The organism is Mycobacterium sp. Root265 (genome assembly GCF_001428895.1).
Lineage (GTDB): Bacteria > Actinomycetota > Actinomycetes > Mycobacteriales > Mycobacteriaceae > Mycobacterium.
This window is the reverse complement of sequence record NZ_LMJA01000029.1, coordinates 364,944-387,198: the sequence shown is the minus strand read 5'-3', so window position 1 is coordinate 387,198 and position 22,255 is coordinate 364,944. Positions and strand designations below refer to the sequence as shown.

Annotated in this window: 22 protein-coding genes and 1 pseudogene; 7 read left to right on the top strand and 16 right to left on the bottom strand. The window is 66.0% G+C overall.

What is annotated here, in order from left to right; translation table 11 throughout:
• Both ASE48_RS33530 and ASE48_RS22570 read right to left on the bottom strand, forming a co-directional pair.
• The coding region (locus tag ASE48_RS33530) for an MMPL family transporter (RefSeq protein WP_442928749.1) at positions 1 to 1,553 on the bottom strand (1,553 nt) is incomplete at its 3' end.
• 61 nt (positions 1,554 to 1,614) lie between these two features.
• Complete coding sequence (locus ASE48_RS22570; protein WP_057169356.1) at positions 1,615 to 2,046, bottom strand: MmpS family transport accessory protein; 432 nt, start codon at positions 2,044 to 2,046, stop codon at positions 1,615 to 1,617.
• A 205-nt stretch (positions 2,047 to 2,251) separates the two neighbouring features.
• On the opposite strand from ASE48_RS22570, the gene ASE48_RS22565 reads away from it, so the two are divergent.
• Entirely contained in the window at positions 2,252 to 2,839 is a 588-nt protein-coding gene (locus ASE48_RS22565) for a TetR/AcrR family transcriptional regulator (RefSeq protein WP_057169355.1), read from the top strand.
• Here the strand turns inward: ASE48_RS22565 and ASE48_RS22560 are convergent.
• The gene (locus tag ASE48_RS22560; RefSeq protein ID WP_057169354.1) at positions 2,813 to 3,352 is read right to left on the bottom strand and encodes a hypothetical protein; all 540 of its coding nucleotides are present in this window, start codon (positions 3,350 to 3,352) and stop codon (positions 2,813 to 2,815) included. The genes ASE48_RS22565 and ASE48_RS22560 overlap by 27 nt on opposite strands.
• 89 nt (positions 3,353 to 3,441) lie before the next feature.
• On the opposite strand from ASE48_RS22560, the gene ASE48_RS22555 reads away from it, so the two are divergent.
• On the top strand, positions 3,442 to 4,254 hold the full coding sequence (locus tag ASE48_RS22555) for a mycofactocin-coupled SDR family oxidoreductase (RefSeq protein ID WP_057169353.1): 813 nt from the start codon (positions 3,442 to 3,444) through the stop codon (positions 4,252 to 4,254).
• Between the two features lie 9 nt (positions 4,255 to 4,263).
• On the opposite strand, the gene ASE48_RS22550 is transcribed toward ASE48_RS22555, so the two are convergent.
• Positions 4,264 to 5,760 carry a potassium/proton antiporter gene (locus tag ASE48_RS22550; protein ID WP_057169352.1) on the bottom strand — a complete coding sequence of 499 codons (1,497 nt, stop codon included), beginning with the start codon at positions 5,758 to 5,760 and terminating at the stop codon, positions 4,264 to 4,266.
• 37 nt (positions 5,761 to 5,797) lie between these two features.
• On the opposite strand from ASE48_RS22550, the gene ASE48_RS32310 reads away from it, so the two are divergent.
• Complete coding sequence (locus ASE48_RS32310; RefSeq protein ID WP_082614370.1) at positions 5,798 to 6,448, top strand: potassium channel family protein; 651 nt, start codon at positions 5,798 to 5,800, stop codon at positions 6,446 to 6,448.
• Here ASE48_RS32310 and ASE48_RS22540 read toward each other — a convergent pair.
• The 3 genes and pseudogenes from ASE48_RS22540 to ASE48_RS22530 all read right to left on the bottom strand — a co-directional run.
• A pseudogene (locus ASE48_RS22540) lies at positions 6,409 to 7,254 on the bottom strand (hypothetical protein); the annotation flags it as partial. The gene ASE48_RS32310 and the pseudogene ASE48_RS22540 overlap by 40 nt on opposite strands.
• A gap of 52 nt (positions 7,255 to 7,306) precedes the next feature.
• Entirely contained in the window at positions 7,307 to 8,014 is a 708-nt protein-coding gene (locus ASE48_RS22535) for an SDR family oxidoreductase (protein WP_327049662.1), read from the bottom strand.
• Positions 8,015 to 8,052: 38 nt separating this feature from the next.
• Positions 8,053 to 8,805 (bottom strand): SDR family oxidoreductase, encoded by a 753-nt coding sequence (locus ASE48_RS22530; RefSeq protein ID WP_057169349.1) that lies wholly within the window; start codon positions 8,803 to 8,805, stop codon positions 8,053 to 8,055.
• Between the two features lie 159 nt (positions 8,806 to 8,964).
• Here ASE48_RS22530 and ASE48_RS22525 point away from each other — a divergent pair, with 159 nt between their 5' ends.
• The 3 genes from ASE48_RS22525 to ASE48_RS22515 all read left to right on the top strand — a co-directional run bounded on the left by ASE48_RS22525 (position 8,965) and on the right by ASE48_RS22515 (position 11,943).
• Complete coding sequence (locus tag ASE48_RS22525) at positions 8,965 to 10,356, top strand: aldehyde dehydrogenase (protein WP_235571431.1); 1,392 nt, start codon at positions 8,965 to 8,967, stop codon at positions 10,354 to 10,356.
• Between the two features lie 4 nt (positions 10,357 to 10,360).
• Entirely contained in the window at positions 10,361 to 11,227 is an 867-nt protein-coding gene (locus ASE48_RS22520; protein WP_057169347.1) for an SDR family NAD(P)-dependent oxidoreductase, read from the top strand.
• Positions 11,228 to 11,445: 218 nt separating this feature from the next.
• Positions 11,446 to 11,943 carry a DUF1942 domain-containing protein gene (locus ASE48_RS22515; protein WP_235571430.1) on the top strand — a complete coding sequence of 166 codons (498 nt, stop codon included), beginning with the start codon at positions 11,446 to 11,448 and terminating at the stop codon, positions 11,941 to 11,943.
• 5 nt (positions 11,944 to 11,948) lie between these two features.
• Here the strand turns inward: ASE48_RS22515 and ASE48_RS22510 are convergent, their stop codons facing one another.
• From ASE48_RS22510 to ASE48_RS22470, 9 genes are all read right to left on the bottom strand, one after another.
• Entirely contained in the window at positions 11,949 to 12,800 is an 852-nt protein-coding gene (locus ASE48_RS22510) for a TauD/TfdA dioxygenase family protein (protein ID WP_057169345.1), read from the bottom strand.
• Positions 12,801 to 12,813: 13 nt separating this feature from the next.
• Positions 12,814 to 13,155: a hypothetical protein gene (locus ASE48_RS22505; protein WP_057169344.1), complete on the bottom strand. Its 342-nt coding sequence runs from the start codon at positions 13,153 to 13,155 to the stop codon at positions 12,814 to 12,816.
• Entirely contained in the window at positions 13,152 to 14,396 is a 1,245-nt protein-coding gene (locus ASE48_RS22500; RefSeq protein ID WP_057169343.1) for an aromatic ring-hydroxylating oxygenase subunit alpha, read from the bottom strand. Before ASE48_RS22500 ends, ASE48_RS22505 begins: the two co-directional genes overlap by 4 nt.
• A 16-nt stretch (positions 14,397 to 14,412) precedes the next feature.
• Positions 14,413 to 15,156 (bottom strand): SDR family NAD(P)-dependent oxidoreductase, encoded by a 744-nt coding sequence (locus ASE48_RS22495; protein ID WP_057169342.1) that lies wholly within the window; start codon positions 15,154 to 15,156, stop codon positions 14,413 to 14,415.
• A gap of 15 nt (positions 15,157 to 15,171) precedes the next feature.
• A complete protein-coding gene (locus tag ASE48_RS22490) occupies positions 15,172 to 16,218 on the bottom strand; it encodes a ferredoxin--NADP reductase (RefSeq protein WP_057169406.1) in 1,047 nt (348 codons plus the stop codon).
• Positions 16,219 to 16,286: 68 nt separating this feature from the next.
• On the bottom strand, positions 16,287 to 16,745 hold the full coding sequence (locus ASE48_RS22485) for a MarR family winged helix-turn-helix transcriptional regulator (protein WP_442928748.1): 459 nt from the start codon (positions 16,743 to 16,745) through the stop codon (positions 16,287 to 16,289).
• A gap of 69 nt (positions 16,746 to 16,814) precedes the next feature.
• Positions 16,815 to 18,059 carry a metal-dependent hydrolase family protein gene (locus ASE48_RS22480; RefSeq protein ID WP_057169340.1) on the bottom strand — a complete coding sequence of 415 codons (1,245 nt, stop codon included), beginning with the start codon at positions 18,057 to 18,059 and terminating at the stop codon, positions 16,815 to 16,817.
• A complete protein-coding gene (locus tag ASE48_RS22475) occupies positions 18,056 to 18,385 on the bottom strand; it encodes a hypothetical protein (protein WP_057169339.1) in 330 nt (109 codons plus the stop codon). Before ASE48_RS22475 ends, ASE48_RS22480 begins: the two co-directional genes overlap by 4 nt.
• Positions 18,354 to 19,637, bottom strand: a complete 1,284-nt coding sequence (locus ASE48_RS22470; protein WP_057169338.1) for an aromatic ring-hydroxylating oxygenase subunit alpha — start codon at positions 19,635 to 19,637, stop codon at positions 18,354 to 18,356. The genes ASE48_RS22475 and ASE48_RS22470 overlap by 32 nt, the downstream gene beginning before the upstream one ends.
• Positions 19,638 to 19,731: 94 nt before the next feature.
• Between ASE48_RS22470 and ASE48_RS22465 the strand changes: the two genes are divergently transcribed.
• Positions 19,732 to 22,239 (top strand): DEAD/DEAH box helicase, encoded by a 2,508-nt coding sequence (locus ASE48_RS22465; RefSeq protein ID WP_082614369.1) that lies wholly within the window; start codon positions 19,732 to 19,734, stop codon positions 22,237 to 22,239.
• Positions 22,240 to 22,255 lie beyond the last annotated feature (16 nt).

Genomic DNA, 22,255 nt, shown 5'->3' with positions numbered 1-22,255 from the left:
ATGTTGGCCATCATGTCCTGCTGGTACTTCTCGTTCATCTTCTGCGTGGTGCCCTGCATGCTGATCTGGAACGGGATCGAGGTGTGCTCGATCGGGGTCCCCTGCGGGCGGGTGATGGCCTGCACGCGGCCCACACCCTCGGTGCGGAAAATAGCCTTGGCGATCTTGTCGATCACCAGGAAGTCCGCGGAGTTGCGCAGATCGTGATCGCTTTCGACCAGCAGCAGTTCGGGATTCATCCGAGCCTGCGAGAAGTGCCGGTCCGCGGCCGCGTATCCCTCGTTGGCAGGCAGATCGGCGGGCAGGTATTCGCGGTCGTTGTAGTTGGTCTGGTAGCCGGGCAGCGCCAGGAGGCCCACCATGGTGATCGCGATGGTGGTGACCAGGATCGGTCCGGGCCAACGCACCACGGCCGCACCGATCTTGCGCCAGCCACGGGTGCGCATGGCGCGCTTGGGTTCGAGCACCTTGCCGAACTTGGTGACCACGGTGATGATCGCCGGTCCCAGCGTCAACGCCGCCAGCACCACGGTGATCATGCCGATCGCCAGCGGGATACCGAGGGTCACGAAGTACGGAAGCCTGGTGAAGTGCAGGCAGAAGGTGGCGCCGGCGATGGTCAGACCGGAACCCAGCACGACGTGCGCGGTGCCGTGGAACATGGTGTAGTACGCGGACTCCCGGTCCTCACCTTCGGCGCGGGCCTCCTGATATCGGCCCAACAGGAATATCGCGTAGTCCGTGGACGCGGCGATGGCCAGCGTCACCAACAGACTGGTGGCGAACGTCGAAAGACCGATGATCTCGTGGTAGCCCAGGAAGGCCACCACACCACGGCCGGCCAGCAGACTGAGCACCACCATGAAGATGGTGACGATCATCGTGATGAACGACCGGTAGATCAGCAGCAGCATCACGATGATGACCGTGAACGTCAGCGCCTCGATCATCTTCAGGCTGCGGTCGCCGGCGATCTGCTGATCCGCCTGCAGCGCTGCAGGTCCGGTGACGAACACCTTCAGGCCCGGCGGCGCCTGCATGTTGTAGACGATGTCCTGGACGGCCTCGATGGATTCGTTGGCCAGCGCCTCGCCCTGGTTACCCGCGGTGTAGACCTGCACGTAGGTCGACTTGCCGTCGGCGCTCTGCGCGCCGGAGGCGGTCAGCGGATCGCCCCAGAAATCCTGGATGTGCTGGACGTGCGCCGTATCGGCCTCCAGCTTGGAGATCATCTCTTTGTAGAAGTCGCGGTCGGCTTCGTCGAGCTGCTGCTCGTCCTCCAGCACGATCATGATCGAGCTGTCGGAGTTGTACTCCTCGAAGACCTTGCCGACCCGCTTGGTGGCGATCACCGAGGGCGCGTTATCCGGGCTCATCGAGACCGAGCGCATCTGCCCGACCTCTTCGAGCTGCGGCACCGAGACGTTGAGGAAGCCGATCAGCACGACCCAGCCGATGATGATCGGCAGTGCCAGGGTGCGGACCGCCTTGGCGATACCGCCGCGGTGTTGGGGCTCGGCGACCGGAATGGCGTCGGTGCGGGGTTCGCTCATGCGGCCACCTCGCAGGCTCGGGTGCCGCATGCATAGCGGTTGATTCGCTCGCTGCGCTCGCTCATGCGCTCTTCACCAGGCAGTAGGTGTGCGCACCCACGCCGTCGACGGTGCGTTCGTCCTTCACCTCGTCATCGACGGTGATCCGGCAGGACAGCGTGCTGCCGTCGCCCTGCCCGGAGATGGTCGGGAACACCGAAGGCGCCGTGGTGCTCAGCGTGATCTCCCAGGGCAGCGTGACGTTGTCGGCACGCACCGGACGGGCGTCGAGATCCATGTAGTTCACATTGGCCGTCGCGCCGGGCTCGCCCCACACCTCGTACTTGACGACCTTCGGGTCGAACGGCTCGGTGTCGTCGGAGGCGCTGTTCTCGGTCGAGATGTAGCCGGGGCCGGTCCCGAAAAAGGTACGAACCCGCATCACGGTGAACGTCGCCACCAGGACCACCGCCACGATGACCAGTGGGATCCAGATCCGCTTCAGCACGTTCACCGCTGGGACGCCATTCGCCTATTGGGCCTTTCGCATAGCCTTGCTAACCGACTGCGGTCAGGTTAGCCATACGGCTAAGCTAGTACAAGTCGCACGGCTAGAAAATGTGACGCGGACAACTTATCGTCCGCATTGCGGTCCGCGACATGTCAAAGTGTCCGCAATGTCATGTCGGTGAGACGGAGCTGAGGAAGGGACGGGGACGATGGCCAAGCCGGTATCGCAGCGCGGATTCGCGCGCGAACGGGTGATCGAGGCCTCGCTGTCCCTGTTTGCCGAACGCGGCGTCAACGGCACCTCGCTGCAGATGATCGCCGACCACCTCGGCGTCCGGAAAGCCGCCATCTACTACCAGTTCCACACCAAGGACGACATCGTGCTCGCGGTGGTGCGCCCGGTCTTCGACGATATGGCGCGGCTGGTCCGCATCGCCGAGTCCATCGCGTCGCCCGATTCCCGCCGCGACGCGACCATCAGCGGTTTCGTCGAACTCGCCGTGCGCCATCGCCGCATCGGATCGCTGTTCTACGGCGACCCCGCCGTCATCTCGCTGGTGCAGTCGCATCAGGAATTCGAGGACATCTCCAACAGCCTGCGCGAACTCCTCATCGGCGCGGCGCACGATATCGGCACTCGCGTCGCGATCGCCATGATCACCGCGGGAGTGTTCGGAAGCACCGCCGAGCCGCACCTGCAGGACGTCTGCGACGCCGATCTGCACCGGGTACTGCTCGACTGCGCACAGAACCTGCTGCACGCACCGCACTCAGCCGGCGCCCACCTCAGCCGGTAGCGGCGGCGGCAGCGGCGTGGTCGAAGTCCGGGTCGTCGAGGTCTGAGTCGAGGTGGTCTGAGTCGAGGTGGTCACCTCGCTGAACTCTTCGGACTTGTGCACGTCGAGCAGCGACTCGTCCCGGATCACGTCGTCCCCCGCGCTCACCACGAGCGACTCGGTGGTGACGGTGTAGGACAGTCCGTCGTTCTCCGCCACATATCCGTCACCGGTTGCGGTGGCCGGCAACACCAGCCGGGCTCCGTCGCGCACCCGAACCCCGCGGTACTGGTAGCTGCCGTCGGACTGTTCGCAGATCGCGATCCGCGATGTCTCGGTGCTGCCGAAGATCACGGCGGTGGCCGGGGATGTACAGCGCGCAGTGGATTCCAGGTAGCCCTGGCTGTCCGATTCCGGGGCGGCATCGGCCGAGGCCGACATCACGAGCACGGTGGCACCCGCCGCGGCGGCCACGGCCAGACCGACCACCAGGCGGCGTGACGGGTGGGCGGTGGGAGTTCCAGGAGCAGACATCGATTCCAGCTGACCACGACCTCGCACGTTTCTGCCACCGGTGATGCCGACCCGTGATGATTTCGCGCCCGTCACGCAGTCTGTCTTGTATGACCACACGCACAGCACTCATCACCGGCGGGGCACGCGGGCAGGGCCGCGCGCACGCGATCGCCCTGGCCCGGTCGGGCGCCGACATCGTGTTCTGCGATATCGCGGCCCCGATCGACGAGGTGGACTACGAACTGCCCACCCCCGCCGACGTGCAGGAGACGGTCCGCGCCGTCGAAGCGACCGGCAGGCGATGTGTCGCACTCACCGCCGACGTCCGGGACCTGAGCGCCATGCAGGCGGTCGCCGATGCCGCCTTCGACCACTTCGGGCGCCTCGACATCGTCATCGCGAACGCCGGTATCGCCAGCGGTTCACCACTCGCGTCCATGTCCGAGCAGCGCTGGCGCACCATGATCGACGTCAACCTCACCGGTGTCTTCAACACCTTCCGTGCGGTACTGCCGCGGCTGATCGAGCAGGGCACGGGTGGGCACCTCATCGCCACCGCCTCCAGCGTCGCGACGACCGGGGCCCGCGATGCCGCGCACTATGCGGCGGCCAAGGCCGGTGTCGTCGCGCTGGTGCGGTCACTGTCCTATGAGGTTGCCGAGCACGGCATCACGGTCAACGCCCTGCTGCCCTCCGGCGTGGACACCCCGATGATCCACAATCCGATGACCTACCGGACCATCCGGCCCGACCTGGCAGACCCGGGACGCGCCGACGTCGAGGAGATCTTCGCCAAGGGCCGACCGCGGCCCGGGCTGCTGGAACCCGAGGACGTCGCCAACGCGGTGCTCTACCTGGTGTCCGATCAGGGTCGGCTGCGCTCCGGTGACGCCTTAACGCTGTCCAACGGAATGGACTGAGCCGCAACGCTATTCCGGGTCACCGTATTCGTCGAACCAGTAGGCCAGCTTGCCGCGGCGGCTGACCGCACGCAGCCGGGCCTCGGCAGCGGCCCGCATCGTGCTGGTGGTGACGATGAGCAACTCGTCTCCGGTGGCGAGGCGGGTGTCGGGCAGCGGGACGAAGGTGTGCCCGTCCCGGATGATCAACGTGATCACCGCCGGGTCGGGCAGCCGCAGCTCCAGGATCGTCACGTTGTGCAGTCGCGACGGTGACTGCACCTTCATGGTGAGCAGCTCGGCGTCCAGGACGTCCAGCGGCGCCGCCTCCACCTGGATCTCACGGGTGGCCCCTCCGTCGGTCAGGCCCAGCAGCCGGGCGATCAGGTGCAGGCTCGGCGCCTGGATCAGGGTGAAGATCACCACCAGAATGAAGACGATGTTGAGCAGCCGCGAGCTGCCCGCCACCCCGGCGACGATCGGGAAGGTCGCGAGCACGATGGGCACCGCACCGCGCAGACCGGCCCAGGACAGGAAAAGCTGTTCGCGGAACGGGATGCCGAAGCCGACGAGCGACGCCGCCACCGACACCGGCCGGGCGACCAGCAGCAGTATCGTCCCGACGATGATCGCCGGCACGATGTCGCGGGGCAGCTCGCTCGGGTCGACGAGCAGACCAAGCAGCACGAACAGCCCGATCTGAGCCAGCCAGCCCAGCCCTTCGGCGAAGGACCGTGTCGTCGAGCGGTGCGGCAGACCCGAGTTGGCGAGCACCACCGCCGCCAGATAGGCAGCCAGGAATCCGCTGCCGTGCAGGCTGCCCGCGGCGGCGAAGGCCACCACCCCCAACCCGAAGGTGGCGATCGGATACAGACCAGATGCCGGCAGCGCGATGCTGCGCAAGGTCAGCGCGCCGAGAAAGCCGACGCCCAAACCGATCACGGCGCCGGCCACCAATTCGAAGACGATCTCGCCGAGTGCGCCGGCCGGTTCGAACACGAACGGCACCACGCTGAACATCAGCACCAGGATCACCGCGGGAGCGTCGTTGAACCCGGACTCGGCCTCCAGCAGGCCGGCCAGCCGCCGCGGCAGCGGGAGCACCCGCAGCACCGAGAACACCGCCGCCGCATCGGTCGAGGACACGATCGCCCCCAACAGCAAAGCCAGCTGCCAGTCGAAGCCGAGCAGGAAGTGCGCCGCGGCAGCGGTGATCAGGGTGCTCACCACCACGCCGACGGTGGCCAGCGCACCCGCCGGTGCCAGCACCTTGCGGATGTCGGAGAACCTCGTGGTCAAACCGCCCTCGACGAGGATCACCGCCAGCGCAGCGGTGCACACGTTGCGGGCGACCTCCACGCTGTCGAAGTCCAGGCCCAGCCCGTCCTCGCCGAGCACCACACCGACCAGCAGGAAGAACAACAGGGCGGGAAAGCCGACCCGCGTCGCCACCCGGGTACCGATGATGCTTGCGAGCAGCACAAGGCCGCCGATCAGCATCGCCAGGTACAGCTGGTGCAACGTCATAGGGTTAAGTCAAGATAGCCGGGTGGCAGTACGCAAGATGCGGATCGGGATAGCGGGCGCCGGTAACGTCGGCCGCTCCGTCGCGCGCGAACTGCTCGAATACGGCCACAAGGTGCTGCTCATCGAACGCGAGCGGCGGCGTTTCGAACCGCACACCGTTCCCGGCGCCGACTGGTTGCTCGCCGACGCCTGCGAGCTGTCCGCGCTGCAGGAGGCGGGGGCGCAGACCTGCGATGTGATGATCGCCGCGACCGGCGACGACAAAGCCAACCTGGTCGTCGGTCTGCTCGCCAAGACCGAGTTCGGGGTACGGCGGGTGGTCGCTCGCATCAACGATGTCGACAACCAATGGCTGTTCAGCCAGGCGTGGGGCATCGACGTCGCGGTCTCGACGCCGGGTGCGCTGGCCGCCGGTATCGAGGGCGCCATCGACGTCGGCCATCTCGTCCGGTTGATGGGTCTGCGTGAGGGTCATGCCAGTCTCACCAAACTGACCCTGCCCGAAGACAATTCGCTGGTCGGCCAGCGGGTCGATCAGCTGGAACTGCCGTCCAACACCGCACTGGTGACGCTGCTGCGCGGTGACACCGTGCTGATCCCGAAGCCCGGGGACATCTTCGCGACCGGTGACGAACTGCTGCTGATCGGCGGCGAGGGCGACAGCCACTCTGCGATATTGCGCACGTAATCCTTGAATGCCAGCAGTGGGTACGGATCCTCGATGATGCCGGTGCCGGGAGCCTCGGTGACGAAGCTCGGCGCCCCGTAACCGATGTCCCAGTTGTAATCCGCGAAGTGGTGGAACGTGGACTCCGCCAGCGCCCGGCCCAGCGGCCTGCCGTCGGGGGTCGTCTCGCCGTCGAGCAGGACGGCCAGGTTGAACCGGCGGCCGGTGTGGGCGCTGCGGCCCTGCGCCAGCACGCCGGCATGCGGGATGTCCGCCGATACCGCGCCCTCGTGCGGGTGGGCGGGGAACCATTCGATCCGCCCGCTACGGGTCTGTCCGGTGCGCAGCAACTCGTGCACGGTGTCACCGCCGAGCACCGGCTGGTAGTCGCCGTTGGCGCCGGAATGATAGTTGGGCCAGGCGATATCGGGGTTGTCCTGGTCATCGCACAGCACCGCCGGGTCGTCCACGCTGTGGTGGAACTGATTGACCGCGCCGAGCGAACCCAGTTGCAGCAGACAGCAACCCAGGTCCTGGTGGTCGCGGGCGGTGAGCACTCCCCCGCCGTTCTCCCGGAACCGCACGATCGCCTCGGCGTCGGCGGCGCTGAGCCCGTCGCCGACATCCACCGCCATCAACCACACCTGGTCGATGCCGAGCTTGTCGACGTGGCTGAGCACGGGATCGTTGTCGACGCCGCCGACCCGGTTGCGCGCGACCACCTGATGCCCGGCGTGGCGCAGCTCGCGGGCCAGCAGCGAGAAGCGGCTGATATCCCAGTCGTCGGGGTCTTTCGTGATGGTGGTCTGCAACAGGATTCTCGACATGCTCATCAGAGTGGCAGCCGCCCGGGTGCTGCGAACCCTTGGAAAAGCGTAGTCAGTCGGGCACCTGAGAGGCAAGCCAGTCCTCGAATCGGGTCTCGAAGCGGATGGCGCCACCGGACGGGATGAGTGTGCGTTTCTCGATGCCGATCCCCCAATAGGGGGCGGCCGGATCGGCGATGACGGTGCGGTGGTCCCCCCGCGCCAGGAATGCGACCCGGACGATCTCGTCGAGCCGGTAGGTCGTGGGCCCGCTCACCTCGACGACCCCGCCGATCGGATCCCCGGCCGCGGCGATGACGAGCGCCTCGGCGGCGTCGGCACACGCGATGGGCCGGATCAACACCGGAGGCAGACGTACCGTGTCGCCGGCGGCGCCGAATTCAGCGATGGTGTCCAGGAATTCGAAGAACGTCGTCGAACGCACGATGCTGTGCGGAATCGCCCCGGCGGCAATGAGTTGCTCCTGCAACATCTTCGCCGCGTAGTAGCCCTTCCCGATGGCGAGCAGATCCACCCCGACCACCGACAGCACGACGTGATGCCGCACCCCCGCCGCGGCCTCAGCCGCGAGCAGGTTCACCGTCGAGGTGGCGAAGAACTCACGCGCCGCGGCGTCTTCGTGTAACGGGGCGTCCGAGGCGTCGACGACCACATCGGCGCCCCGGATCACCTCCGTCAGTCCCACACCGGTGACGGTGTCGACACCGGTCGAGGTGGCTGCGGCGACGGCGTCATGACCGATTGCGGTCAAGCCGCGCATCACCTTTGACCCCAGCCTCCCCGTGCCGCCGATGACGACTATGCGCACTTCTGGGCGGACAACCAGTCTGCGAAGGTGGTCTCGAAGAGGGTGGCGGGACCGGCGGGCACGATGCTGCGGTCGTCGATGACGGCGCCGAAGTAAGGCGCGGCGGGGTCGGTGACGACCTCACGTGGGTCGCCCTTGGCGGCCAACCCGGTGCGCACGAAATCGTCCATGCCGATCTTCTCGGGTCCGGCGATCTCCACGGCGCCGTTGACCGGTTCGCCGACAGCTCCGCGGGTGACGCCGGTGGCGACGTCTTCGGCGGCGATCGGCTGCATGGCGGCGTGCGGCAGGCGGACGGTGTCGCCGTCGGTGGCCGATCCGGCGATGGCCTCGACGAACTCGTAGAACTGGGTGGCGCGCACGATCGTGTACGGGACGCCCGATTCGGCGATCAACGCCTCCTGGGCCACCTTGGCCCGCATGTAGCCGCTGTCCGCGACGCCGCCGGCGCCCACCACCGACAGCGCCACATGGTGACCGACACCCTGTTCGCGCTCGGCGGCCAACAGATTCCGCGTCGAGGTGGTGAAGAACTCCAGCACATCGTCGTCGGCGAAGGACGGCGAGTTGGTGACGTCGACGACCACCTGGGCACCGGCCAGCGCCGCGGCCACACCCTCACCCGAGATGCTGTCCACCCCGGTACTCGGGGAAACACCCACCGCGTCATGACCCAGCTCGGTGAGCTTGGCGACGACCTTCGAGCCGATCAGACCGGTTCCCCCGATGACTACGATCCTCATTTTCAGCGCCTTTCCGAAGTGTTCGAGCTGTCCACTTCAGCTTGGTGGCCGGGACCTCTACGCAAACCCTTGAAAGTCCGTAGTCAGCGTGGCCATCAAATTGGGCTGACGTATGCTCGGGGCCGCAATGGCAAGTAGTTGATACCCGAGGGGGCTGGCGTGCTCAAACTGGTTTCTCCGCACACCGAGGAACTACTCGCCGAGGTCCCGATCTCCACCGCCGACGAGATCGACACCGCCGTGAGCGCGGCACGAGCCGCCATCGACTCCGGCCCGTGGCCACGGATGGCCCCGGGTGAGCGTGTCGAGGTGCTGCGCCGGTTCGCCGATGTCTATCGCGCGCACGGCAAGGAAATCGCCCAGCTCATCACCGCCGAGATCGGTGCGCCGATCACCTTTGCGCAGCGGGCCCAGATCGGCTTGCCCGCCATGATGATCGGCGCGTTCTGCGACACCGCGCAGGGCTACGACTGGCAGGAGATCCGGCCCGGGTTCTTCGGGTCCGACATCCACGTCCGCAAGGAACCCGTCGGTGTGGTGGCCGCGATCGTGCCGTGGAACATGCCGCAGTTCCTCACCATCGCCAAACTGGTGCCCGCGCTGCTGGCCGGGTGCGCGGTCATCGTGAAGCCGGCGCCGGAAACCTCGTTGGACGCGCTCTATCTGGTCAAGCTGTTCGAGGAAGTGGGACTGCCGCCCGGGGTGATGACGGTGCTACCCGGCGACAACACGGTCGGCGAGCGATTGGTCAGCCATCCCGGCGTCGACAAGGTGTCGTTCACCGGATCCACCGCCGTCGGCAAGGCGGTGGCCGCCGCGTGCGCGGCCAACCTCACCAAGGTCAGCCTGGAACTCGGCGGCAAGTCCGCGGCCATCATCCTCGACGATGCCGATCCCGCCACGGTCGCCGCAGGGGTGCGCTCGGCCAGCCTGTCCAACAGCGGCCAGATCTGCAATGCGCTGACCCGCATCCTCGTTCCGGCCGCCCGGCAGCAGGAGTTCGTCGACGCACTCGCCGCGGAGATCACCTCGATCAAGGTCGGCGACCCGACCGATCCGCAGACTCAGCTCGGACCGCTGGTGAACCGGCGTCAGCAGCAGCGGGTGCTCGACTACATCGGCATCGGCCGGGACGAGGGCGCCCGGCTCGTGGTCGGCGGCACGGAAGCTCCCGCCGGTACCGACCGTGGCTGGTATGTGCGCCCCACGTTGTTCGCCGACGCGCAGAACTCGATGCGCATCGCACAGGAGGAGATCTTCGGACCCGTTCTGACGGTCATCGGGTACCGCGACGAGCAGGAGGCCGCCGCACTCGCCAACGACTCCGGATACGGACTGGCGGGATCGGTGTGGACGGCGGACACCGACCGCGGGCTGGCCATCGCCACGCAGATCAAGACCGGCACCTTCGGCGTCAACCAGGGCTACACGATGGACCCGTTCGCACCCTTCGGTGGTGTCAAGGACAGTGGGTACGGCCGCGAACTCGGCCGCGAGGGTCTGGAAAGCTACCTCGATACCAAATCAATCGCCGTCGCGGCAGGAGTGTGATCGTTTGTCCACGTTAGGTTTCGATGGTCGTGTCGTCGTGGTGACGGGCGCCGGCGGCGGCCTCGGCCGTTGCCACGCTCTCGAATTCGCCCGCCGCGGTGCCCATGTCGTGGTCAACGACGTGGGGGCGGCCGTCGACGGCACCGGACCGGCGACATCGGCGGCGCAGGCCGTGGTCGACGAGATCACCGCGGCCGGCGGATCTGCGGTCGCGAACACCGATTCGGTGGCCACCGACGAGGGCGGCAAGGGCATCATCGGCACCGCGACCGAGGCCTTCGGCCGGGTCGATGTGCTGATCAACAATGCCGGCATCCTGCGTGACGCCGCGTTCAAGAACATGACCGCCGATCAGGTCGATGCCGTGCTGGACGTGCATCTGCGGGGCGCCTTCAATGTCACCCGCGCGGTATGGCCGGTGTTCCGCGAGCAGGACTACGGACGCATCGTCATGACGACCTCGGGCTCCGGCCTGTTCGGCACCTTCGGGCAGTCGAACTACGGGGCGGCCAAGACCGGGCTGGTCGGGCTGATGAACGTGCTGGCGATCGAGGGGCAGCGCAACAACATTCGGGTCAACGCCATCTCCCCCATCGCCAGGACGCGGATGACCGAGAACACCATGACCGAGTTGGTGAAGGACCTGGATCCCGAGGACGTCACCCCGGTGGTCGTCTACCTGGCGCACGAGAGTTGCGAGCGGACGGCCAACATCTACCGCGTCGGCGGCAAGCACGTGTCGCGGGTCTTCATCGCCGAGACCGCCGGTGTGGATCTGGAGGCTCCGACCGCGGAAGCCTTCGCCGCGGAGATCGACGCCATCGACGACGCCGGGTCGTTCACGATCCGGGGCGGACCGGCGCGCACGTAGTCCTCGTCGATTAGGTGAACTAAGCGACAAAGCGCATTGCCCACCAAAGCGGGCCGCGCCCAGCGCCTTTCAGTTAGGCCCGCTAATCGGCGGGGTTAGAGCTGCTAAGCGAAGGAGCTCGAATATGGCTCATTGTCAATAGTTTTCGTTTAGGCGACCTAACGGACGGGGATGATTTCCGCTTTCGCGCGTAGCGTTCGCCTAATGACTGCACGCGAATGAAGGGAGTCGGGATGAACCTCAGAAAGCTTGCCGGAGCCGTCATTGCCACCGCGCTCATGGTCAGCGCAGGCGCCGTCACCGCTGGGCCGGCATCGGCGGTGGATAACATCAAGCCATTCGATCAGCAGATGCGAATACTCGACTACACCGGCGCACCGTCGGTCGGTTACACGGTCAGGGACCTCGTGCCGAGTTCCGACCCAGTGCCACATAATGGTCAGTTGTACGAAGCCTCGCTGACGGTGGACACATTCGGGGCGCAGGCCGATCCTTTGATCCACCGGTTCAACGCCCGTGCCGAGAACTCGACCCTGTACCCGCTCGTCGGCGCCGCGGGCGTCGGCGGAATGCTGCCACCGGGCGCCAGTGCGACGGGCAAGCTCTATTTCGATGCCGTGGGCCCCGACGTACCGTTCAGCGTCGTCTACAACGACGGCATGCGCGACATTCTCGCGTGGATTCCCGGTTCTCCCGAGGGAGGTACCCGCCCCTGAGCGAACTACTGGATGGGTTCATCCCCGAGCACCGTGGTGCGCAACATCTCTCGGGGTGAGTTCGGCTCGTACGGCGCGGCCCGGTGCAGCACACCCTGGTTGTCCCAGATCACCGTGTCCCCCACCGACCACTTGTGGCTGTACACCTTGTCGGTGGTGGTGGAATGCTCCAGCAACTCGGCGAGCAGCGCGCGGCCCTCGTCCAGATCCATGCCCACGATGTAGTCCGCCGAGGCACCGAGCACCAATGACTTACGCCCGTTGCGGTGCGTCCAGATCAGCGGATTCTCGTGTGTGGGCCGCGATTTCCACCGCTCCAACTGCTCCGGCGTGGGATCGGGATAGACCCGGCGCTGGGATGCCTCCAGGGAATGCACGACACGCAACGAGGCGTACCGCTCTTTCTCCCCCTCGCTGAGCGTCTCGTAGGCGGCATAGGAGTTCGCGAACTCGGTTTCACCACCACGGGCGGCGACCTGGATCGCCGACAGCACCGTTGCCTTCTGCGGGCATTCACCGGCCGTCGGCGTGCACCCGTCGATATGCCAATCGAAGGTCGCCTTCAGGTACTCGGCCGCCTTGTTCTTGGTCTTGTCCAGCGTGATCGGATAGATGCCCGACACCGGATGGTGGCCATCGGCCGACCGGTCGATCTCGCCGAGCCGCTCGCAGAAGGCCACCTGCGCCTGCGGATCCTCGTCGAGATGCAGGTCGTGGAACACCAATACCCCGTTGTCCTCCAACGCCTCCAGCACTGCCGATGCCAGGCCGTCGTCGTTGGCCAACCGCTCCGGGTCGACACCGCTTACTTCGGCTCCCACCGAGGCGGTGAGCTTGTTGATGGTGAGCACACTCATGGTGCGTCCTCTCTCAGGGTGTGGGTTCGCCGGTGCGGATCATCACCGCGTCGGCGGCGTCCACGGGTGCGGGTTGGTGCATGATCTCGATCGACATCGCGACCATCACCAGGGAGTAGATGAGATGCAGCAGATTGGTCGCATCCTCGGGCAGGTCGTCGAGGGGGAACTTGTCGCAGTAGTCGATGGCTTCTTCCAGCCGCGGGAAGAAGGCGTCGTAGAACGCCTGCATGGTCGGCATGGAGCTCGCCAGCCGCTGCTCCCAGCGCTCCGTCTCGGTGGCCAGACACCAGGCTTCGGTGAAGGGTTCCAGTTCTTCGAATGGGGCCGGTAGTTGCTTGGTTGCCATTGTCAGACCTTCGCCGGTGCGGTCTCGCGCTGGTACCGCTCGACCCAGTCAACGGCCACCTTGTGGAGGTGGCGAACCAGAATCTCCTGATCGTTGACCGGGAACTCGTCGATGACGTCGTACTCCAGCGCCGCCTGGGTGCCGCCCAGCATGCCCGCGTCCTGCAGTGCGAACTCCTTGAGCACCACCGCGGCGACTTCGTGCTCGATGCGTTCCCGCACGGACCGCGCCGGGTGGAAATAGGTGAAGGCCTCGAAGCGGTGGGTGTTGTGCGAGGTCGGCCAGTACCGGTAGAGCAGGTACCAGCCGCCGTAGATCAGGATTTCCAGGTTGGGGAAGATCTGGAAGTTGCTGATGCCCCACGGCTGGATATCACCGGGATTCAGTCCGGCCGGCAGCTCGCCGATGTCCGGTGTCCGCCACGGCCCGACCAATCCACTCTGGGTGGCCCGCTCGATCGGGTACATGTACTCGTCGGCGAGCAGCCAGCGCCGCGTCCCGGCCGTGGAGACCAGCCGGTGCGGCCCGTCGAGCTGGAAGTGCCCGCAGGTGAAGCCGGCACTGGGATTGCGCACTTCGGCGGGAACCTGCTGGGTGTGCAGCGAGGGCACGTGGTAGTACTCCTGGAAGGCGTCGGCGAAGATCTTCCAGTTGCTGTTGTTGTGGGCCACCCATTCGTAGGTCTCGGTCAGCTTCCCGAAGGGGTAGTCGTCGAGGCCGGTGATCATGGGGCCCAGGAATTCCCGCAGGCTCTGCCGGGGCTCGACATCCAGATTGACGAAGATGAATCCGGCCCACACATCGCAGTGCACCTCGAGCAGTCCGTAGTCCGCGGTGTCGAAGTCGACGAATGCCTCGGGATTGGGTACGTGCACCAACGTGCCGTCCACGGCGTATCGCCAACCGCACTGTGCGCAGTTCAATTCCGCGCTCTGACCGGACTTTTCACCGACAAGTCGGTTACCCCGGTGACGGCACACATTGTGGAATGCCCGCACCACATCGTCGTTGCCGCGCACCAGGATCAGCGATGCGTTGACGACCTCGATCTCCTTGGCGAGGTAGCTGCCCACCTGCGGCAGCTCTTCGACGCGGGCCAGGTTCAGCCAGGCCCGCTTGAAGACGGCTTCCTTCTCCAGCTCGTAGAACGCCGGGGACGTGGAGTCCCGGAACGAAATCGGTCCGGTCCCGAGTTCCGGGTAGTGCTCCGTCCAGGACCCCTCAACCGGTTTCGGCCATTGCGTCATGCGAAACTCCTCCTCATCACATCACTGCTCCACCGTTGACCCCGAGCGTCTGGCCGGTGATGAACTTGGCCTCCTCGGAGCACAGGAAGGCCACCGCCGCAGCGATATCGTCCCCGGTGCCGAGATGCCCCACCGGGATGTTCGCGGCGATTTCCTCGTTGCTCTTGAGATACCCCGCAGCCTGGCCCTGGTGCTGCATCGGCGTTTCAATACCCGAGGGCGGGATGTTGTTGACCGTGATGCCGCGGCTGGCGTACTCACGTGCCAGCGACTTGGTCAAGGTCAGCAACGCGCCCTTCGAGGCCGCATAGTGGGCGGCGAACGGTGAACCCCGCTGCGCGCTCGACGACGAGATCATCACGATGCGACCCCAGCCGCTTGCCACCATGTCCGGCAAGGCGGCCTGACAACAGTGGAACGTGCCGGTGAGGTTCACCTCGATGATGCGCGTCCACGCTTCGGAAGTGATCTCCTCGAAGGGCGCGAACCCGAACAGCCCTGCGCTGGTGACCAGGATCTCGATCGGGCCCAGTTCACTGCGCACCTTGGCGTAGGCATCGTCGACGGCGACCCGGTCGGAGACGTCCCCGGCCACGGCCACCGCGGTGATTCCCTCGGCGCGCAACTCGTCGGTGACCCGTTGGGCCGCTTGCGCATTCACATCGAAGACGGCGACCTTGTGGCCGCGCCGGCCCAGCTCATGACAGGTGGCCTCACCCATCCCGGATGCCCCGCCGGTCACCACTGCAACGCGACTCATCGCATCCTCCTGTTGTTACTCATAGACGAACCGAATGGTCGCACTGGTGGGTAGCGCCTGACAGGTGACCACGAGTCCCTCGGCGATCTCGTCCTCGTCGAGCGCGTCATTGTTCAGCAGGCGCGCGCTGCCTTCGGTCACCTGCGCGATACACGTTCCGCACGAACCTGTTTCGCAGGATGAGGGCGCCCTGAGCCCCGCCATCCGGGCCATCTGCAGCAGGGTGTGTCCCGCCCGGTAGTCCACCGTGACCGTTTCCCGGTCCAGCTCGATCGTCACGGTCTCGGTCACCGGGGCGCCGGGCGACGGGGTCGGGATCGGCGCCACGGTAAAGCGCTCCAGATGCACCTGCTCCGCCGGGACTCCGGCGGCCAGCAGTGCCCGCTCGACAGTGTCCATGAACGGGCCCGGCCCACAGACGAAACAGTCCGCATCGGTTCCGGTCTCGGCGATGAACGCGGCGATCTTCTCCGCGGTCACCACGCCCTGCTCGACGTCGAGGTGATGCTGGAGTCCGAAGCGGTCACCGTGCTCATCGACAAGGCCGTTGAGAGCCTCCCTGAAGATGACCGACTTCACCTCACGATTGGCGTAGAGCAACCGCGCGCGGCCGGTGGACTCCGCCAACTCGGTCTGAATCAGCGAGAACACCGGCGTGATACCGCTTCCGCCGGCAAACGCCACCAGCTCACGACCGTTGCCGGAGCGGACGAAGCGACCCTCGGGTGCTGCGACACTGATCCGATCCCCCGGTGCCGCATGGTCATTGAGCCAGTTGGACACCACGCCGTCACGGTCACGCTTGATGGTGACCCGCAGGTCCTGGTGCTTCACCGGCGAGGACGACATCGAGTAGCAGCGGCGGTACTCCTGTCCGTCCACCGGGACGCGCAGCGCGAGGTACTGCCCGGCGCGGTAGGAGAAGTGCTCGGCCAGGTGCGGCGGAACATTGAAGACGATCGAGATCGCGTCGTCGGTCTCGCGCACCACATCCTTGATCCGCAGCGATGTGAAGCCGTCCGCGTCGGCGGTTTCGGCGGCAGCTTCGCTCGGGGAGGTCATCTCCACAAGGTTATCAAGTACTTGTCATATATCTCAAGTACTAGATATGTAGGAGCGGTAACGGCTGATCAGGGGTCGACGTGGTCCGCGTACAGGGTATGACCGGTGCCCTGCTCGACCACCCGGCTGAGCAAAGTGCGCAACTGCTCCTGCTCCTCGCGACTGAGCACCCCGAATACCTTGTCGTGTGCGGCGACGGCGTCGCTGACCACTGCCGCGGCGACCGCACGACCTTCATCGGTCAGAAAAGCCTGCAGGATCCGGCCGTGCTGGGGGTCCTGCTTGCGCTCCACGAGACCGCGCTTCTCCAGAGCGGTGAGCGCCAGCTGAACGCCCTGCGGACTGATCAACAGCCGACGTGCGAGTTCGGCGCCGGACAGACCGGGCTGATTGGTCAGCTGCCGCAGCACGCCGATCTGTGCGGTGCTGACGCCGTGGGGCTTGACCGCGTCGTTGACACTGGTCAGGGAGAAGTAGAAGGCCTGCTTGAGCAGCCACAGGACATTGTCTGTGAGTTCTACGCTCATTTCTCTGCCGCCCATCGCCTACTGCTGGATTCACGATGACGCTAGCGCACATCCGGCCGGTCCCTGGCGCTACACCTGTTTGACGATGACCCCGTCCTTCATGACGAACCGGACGTCCAGCGTGGCGGTGATATCGGTGGAGACATCCCCGGGCACCGCGATGATGTCTGCCAGGTAACCCGGGGCCAACCGGCCCAGCTCGTCGTCGGCGTCGATGAGTTCAGCGCTGATGACCGTGGCGGCCTTGATGGCCTGCATCGGGGTCATCCCGCGCTCCACCAGCGCGCCGAGTTCCTTGGCGTTCTGGCCGTGCGGGATCGCCGGCGCATCGGTGCCGCAGGCGATGCGGACCCCGGCCGCTATCGCCTTGGGCAGCATCGCCTTCGCCTTCGGGAAGACCTCCAGAGCCTTCTTGCGAAGCTCCGGCGCGATGCGGTCGATGGCCATGGCATCGGTGAGATAGGTCGTGGAGACCAGGAAGGTCCCGTGGTCGACCATCATCTGGATCGTCTCATCGCTGGCGAGGAAACCGTGCTCGATGCAGTCGATGCCCGCGCGAATGCACGCCTGAATGGCCTTGTCGCCCACCGCATGCGCAGCCACCCGTACCCCCGCGCGGTGCGCCTCGTCGGCGATCGCCTCGAACTCGGCGTCCGAGTACTGCTGGGCGCCCGGCGATGTGCTGTGGGACATCACCCCGCCGGATGCCGACACCTTGATCAGCTTGGCGCCGTGCCGGACCTGATAGCGCACGCAGGCGATGACGTCGGGCACTCCGTTGGCGATGCCCTCGGCCACCGACAGCGGCATCACGCCGGGCGCCAGTCGCTGGAACACCGTCGGATCGAGGTGCCCGCCATAGGGTGTGACGGCATGTCCGGCCGGCCAGATGCGCGGGCCGGGGTGCCAGCCCTGGTCGATGGCCCGCTGCAGCGCGACATCGAGCAGATACCCACCGGTCTTCACCATCAGGCCCAGGTTGCGCACGGTGGTGAATCCCGCGTTCAACGTGGTGGCCGCATTGACCGCTCCCCGCAGGGTGCGATACGCCGGGTCGTCCTGCACGCCGTGCATGGGTGTCGGCAGACCCTCCGGACTTCCGGGGCCCCCGATGAGCAGGTTCAGCTCCATATCCATCAGGCCGGGCAGCAGCGTCACGTCGCCCAGATTGATCTCGACGGCCGAATCAGGCAGCGGGCCTTCGGGATTGACGGCGGTGATGCGATTGCCCTCGATCACCAACACGGCCGGCGTGTGGATCTCGCCGGTGACGACATCGGCCCAGCGGTCTGCCCGCAGAACGGTTACGGTCACGGAACCGGCTCGTATACGCAGTCCAGCCGGGTGGCTCCGGAATCCGGCACCCGGGGCTGCTTCCAGCACTCCACCGAGAACGACACCGTCACCATCGAATACAGCAGGCGCATCAGGTTGAGCACATCCTCGGGCATATCGTCGAGGCTGAATTTGTCGCAGTAGGTAATAGCCTCTTCGGCGCGTGCGGTGATGGCGTCGTAGAAGGGCTGCATCTCGACCATGGTGCTGCCCAGCCGCTTGCTGTAGCGCTGCGCCTCGGTGGCCAGGCACCAGTCCGAGAACTGTTCCAGGTCAGCGAATTCCACTGGTAGCACGTTGCTCACTCTCCCGCTGGTAGGCGTCGATCCACGATGCGGTCTCCTTGTGCAGGTGCCGCAGCAGTATCTCCTGATCGCAGTACAGGAACTGTTCCACCGCACGGGATTCGATGCTGGTCTGGGTCGCCTCCAGGGTGTTGGCATCCTGCAGCCCGTATTCCTTGAACGTCGCCGCCGCCAGTTCTTGGCCCAGACGTTCCCGCGGCGTGCGTGGCTGCGGGAAGTACAACGTGCACTCGAACGTGTGGGTGTTGTATGACGTCGGCCAGTAGTGATAGGTCAGATACCAACCCTGACCCCAGAACAGGATGACGAAGTTGGGGAACAACTGGAACGAATCCAGGCCCCACGGTTCGCATTTGGCAGGATTCAGGCCCACCGGCATCGCACCGAGATCGGGAGCGTCCCACGGCCCGAACAGACCGCTCTTGCAGATGTCCTCGATCGGCTTGCGCAATTCGTCGGCCATCTCCCAGGGCCGCACACCGGACGTGCTCACCAGACGGTGCGGTCCATCGATGCGGTAATGCGGCGCCTCGAACCCGGCTTGTGCGGCGGCCTTGGAGTACGCGGTGGGCGTCTGGTTCGCATGCAGCACCGGTGCGTGATAGAACTCCTGGAAGGCGTCCATGTAGAGCTTCCAGTTCGCCTTCACCTCGGAGCGATAGGTGAACCGCGAGGTCATCTTGTCGAACGGGTAACCGGCCAGATCGGTGATCATCGGGCCGAGGAAGTCGATCAGCGTCTGTTCCGGTTCGGCGGCGAAGTTGACGAAGATGAAGCCTTCCCACACCTCGCAGTGCACCGGCACGAGGCCGTAGCGCTCCTTGTCCAGGTCGAAGAACTCCTCCTCCTGCTGGACGTAGGTCAGTTTGCCTTCCAGGTCATAGCGCCAGGCGTGGTACTTGCAGATGAACTGGCGGCAGGTCCCACTGGTTTCTTCCAACGGCTTGTCGTTCCAGACCAGCTTGTTGCCGCGGTGTCTGCAGACATTGTGGTAGGCCTTCACCTCACCTTTGGTGGTGCGGCACACGATGATCGAGGTGTTGGCGGCCTTCATCTCCTTGGTGAAGTAGCTGCCCTTGCGCGGCAGCAACTCGACCCGCCCGACGTTCAGCCACGCTCGTTTGAAGATCGCCTGGCGTTCCAGTTCATAGATCTCCGGGTTGATCGAGTCTTCATAGGAGACCGGGCCGGTACCCAACTCCGGGTAGTGCTCGGTCCAACTGCCCTCTGCCGGTTTCGGGAAACGCGCCATGCCAAGACGGTATCGCCGTACCGGTTGAATGACAAGTAGTTGATATTGCCCGCCGTGGCGTGCTTACCCGGCGTCGGGCAGGCTGATGGTCACCATGGACGCCTTACCCCTGCCCGCAGTCGGGTCCGATCCCGACGGGTTGTTCAGCGCGTTCGGCGAGTGGGCCGCCGCCGGCGGCACGGTGCTGTACCCGGCGCAGGAGGAAGCGCTGATCGAACTGGTCAGCGGCGCCAACGTCATCCTCGCCACGCCCACCGGCTCCGGTAAATCCCTGGTGGCCACCGGCGCCATCTACGCGGCGCTCGCCGCGGACCGCACCAGCTTCTACACCGCCCCGATCAAGGCACTGGTCAGCGAGAAGTTCTTCGCCCTGTGCGAGGTGTTCGGTGCGGCCAACGTCGGCATGCTCACCGGCGACGCCGCGGTCAACGCCGATGCGCCGATCATCGCGTGCACCGCCGAAATCCTGGCCAACATCGCGTTGCGCGAGGGTGCCGACGCGGATATCGGCCTGATGGTGATGGACGAGTTCCACTTCTACGGCGACCCGGACCGCGGCTGGGCCTGGCAGGTGCCGTTGCTGGAACTGCCCCGCGCCCAGTTCCTGTTGATGTCGGCCACGCTCGGCGATGTCACGTTCCTCCGTGACGACCTGACCCGCCGGACCGGTCGGGAGACCGCACTGATCACCGGTGCCGAACGGCCGGTGCCGCTCTTCTACTCCTATGCCACCACCGCCATGCACGAGACGATCGCCGACCTGCTGAACACCAAACAGGCACCGATCTACGTCGTGCATTTCACCCAGGCCTCGGCGCTGGAGCGGGCGCAGGCCCTGATGAGTGTGAACGTGAGTACCAAGGAGGAGAAGGCCGCGATCGCCGACATGATCGGCGCGTTCCGGTTCTCGACGGCCTTCGGGTCCACCCTGTCCCGGCTGGTCCGCCACGGGATCGGCGTGCACCACGCCGGGATGCTGCCCAAGTACCGCCGCCTCGTGGAACAGCTCGCCCAGGCCGGTCTGTTGAAGGTCATCTGCGGCACCGACACTCTCGGGGTCGGCATCAACGTGCCCATCCGCACCGTGGTCTTCTCGGCGTTGTCGAAGTACGACGGCGTCCGGACCCGTCTGCTCAATGCCCGCGAGTTCCATCAGATCGCCGGGCGCGCCGGACGGGCGGGCTATGACACCGCGGGCACCGTGGTGGTGCAGGCCCCCGACCATGAGGTGGAGAACCTCAAGCAGTTCGCCAAGGTGGCCGACGACCCGAAGAAGCGCCGGAAGCTGGTGCGCCGCAAGATTCCCGAGGGCATGGTGCCCTGGAGCGAGAAGACCATGACCCGGTTGATCGAGGCCACGCCGGAGGCCCTGCACAGCAATATGAAGGTGACGACGGCGATGATCCTCGACGTCGTGGACCGGCCGGGCGACCCCTTCATCGCCATGCGGCGGCTGCTGACGGAGAATCATGAGCCGCGCAAACGTCAGCTCCGGCTCATCCGCGAGGCCGTCGGCATCGCCCGCTCACTGCTGCAGGCCGGCGTCCTGGAGCGGCTGCCCGAGCCGGAGGCCGACGGGCGGCGTTACCGCCTGACGGTGGACCTCCCACGGGATTTCGCGCTCAACCAGCCGCTGTCCACGTTTGCGCTGGCCGCGGTGGACACCCTCGATGCCGCGTCGGAAACCTATGCCCTGGACGTGGTTTCGGTCATCGAGGCGACGCTGGAAGATCCTCGGCAGATCATGGCCGCCCAGCTGAAGAAGGCGCGGGGCGAGGCCGTCGCGGCGATGAAGGCCGAGGGGATCGAGTACGACGAGCGGATGGAACTGCTCGATGACGTGACCTATCCCAAGCCGCTGCAGGAGCTGCTCGGCCACGCGTACGCGGTGTATCTGCAGACCAACCCGTGGGCCGCCGACGGCCAGCTCTCACCCAAGTCCGTGGTGCGCGAGATGTGGGAGCGCGCCATGACCTTCCGTGAGTACGTCAGCCAGTACGGCCTGACCCGCTCCGAAGGCGCGGTGCTGCGCTACCTGTCCGATGCCTTCAAGGCACTGCGCTCGGGAGTGCCCGCCACCGCGCGCACCGAGGAGCTCAACGATATCGTCGAGTGGATCGGTGAGCTTGTGCGGCAGGTCGATTCGAGCCTGCTCGACGAGTGGGAGCAGCTGACGAGTCCGGATCAGCCGCACGATGTCCCGGTGGCGGTACCGGCCCGCCCGCGCCCGCTGACCGGTAATGAGCGGGCATTCACGGCCATGGTGCGCAACGCGCTCTTCCGCAGGGTCGAGTTGTTCTCGCGTCGGCGCTGGTACGACCTGGGAGAATTGGACGCGGCCTCGGGATGGACGGCTGAACGCTGGCAAGAGGTCGGCGAGGATTACTTCGCCGAGCACGACGATGTGGGTACCGGCGCCGACGCGCGAGGTCCGGCGCTGTTGATCATCGAGCGGCAGCCCGGCGTGTGGCGGGTACGCCAAATTCTGGACGACCCGGCCGGCGACCACGACTGGGCCCTGCTGGCCGAGGTCGACCTGGAGGCTTCCGACGAGGAAGGTGCCGCGGTGATCCGGCTGGTCGATGCCGGTCTGCTGGACTGACGCTCTACCGGCTACC

Excerpts from the sequence above, each read along its gene's own strand:
- ASE48_RS32310 (WP_082614370.1), top strand. The coding sequence starts at position 5,798 with ATGCGGATCGGGATAGCGGGCGCCGGTAACGTCGGCCGCTCCGTCGCG.
- ASE48_RS22510 (WP_057169345.1), bottom strand. The coding sequence starts at position 12,800 with ATGAGTGTGCTCACCATCAACAAGCTCACCGCCTCGGTGGGAGCCGAA.
- ASE48_RS22530 (WP_057169349.1), bottom strand. The coding sequence starts at position 8,805 with ATGAGGATCGTAGTCATCGGGGGAACCGGTCTGATCGGCTCGAAGGTC.
- ASE48_RS22465 (WP_082614369.1), top strand. The coding sequence starts at position 19,732 with ATGGACGCCTTACCCCTGCCCGCAGTCGGGTCCGATCCCGACGGGTTG.
- ASE48_RS22500 (WP_057169343.1), bottom strand. The coding sequence starts at position 14,396 with ATGACGCAATGGCCGAAACCGGTTGAGGGGTCCTGGACGGAGCACTAC.
- ASE48_RS22565 (WP_057169355.1), top strand. The coding sequence starts at position 2,252 with ATGGCCAAGCCGGTATCGCAGCGCGGATTCGCGCGCGAACGGGTGATC.
- ASE48_RS22470 (WP_057169338.1), bottom strand. The coding sequence starts at position 19,637 with ATGGCGCGTTTCCCGAAACCGGCAGAGGGCAGTTGGACCGAGCACTAC.
- ASE48_RS22485 (WP_442928748.1), bottom strand. The coding sequence starts at position 16,745 with ATGAGCGTAGAACTCACAGACAATGTCCTGTGGCTGCTCAAGCAGGCC.
- ASE48_RS22535 (WP_327049662.1), bottom strand. The coding sequence starts at position 8,014 with ATGCGCGGCTTGACCGCAATCGGTCATGACGCCGTCGCCGCAGCCACC.
- ASE48_RS22560 (WP_057169354.1), bottom strand. The coding sequence starts at position 3,352 with ATGTCTGCTCCTGGAACTCCCACCGCCCACCCGTCACGCCGCCTGGTG.
- ASE48_RS22555 (WP_057169353.1), top strand. The coding sequence starts at position 3,442 with ATGACCACACGCACAGCACTCATCACCGGCGGGGCACGCGGGCAGGGC.
- ASE48_RS22490 (WP_057169406.1), bottom strand. The coding sequence starts at position 16,218 with ATGACCTCCCCGAGCGAAGCTGCCGCCGAAACCGCCGACGCGGACGGC.
- ASE48_RS22515 (WP_235571430.1), top strand. The coding sequence starts at position 11,446 with ATGAAGGGAGTCGGGATGAACCTCAGAAAGCTTGCCGGAGCCGTCATT.
- ASE48_RS22495 (WP_057169342.1), bottom strand. The coding sequence starts at position 15,156 with ATGAGTCGCGTTGCAGTGGTGACCGGCGGGGCATCCGGGATGGGTGAG.
- ASE48_RS22550 (WP_057169352.1), bottom strand. The coding sequence starts at position 5,760 with ATGACGTTGCACCAGCTGTACCTGGCGATGCTGATCGGCGGCCTTGTG.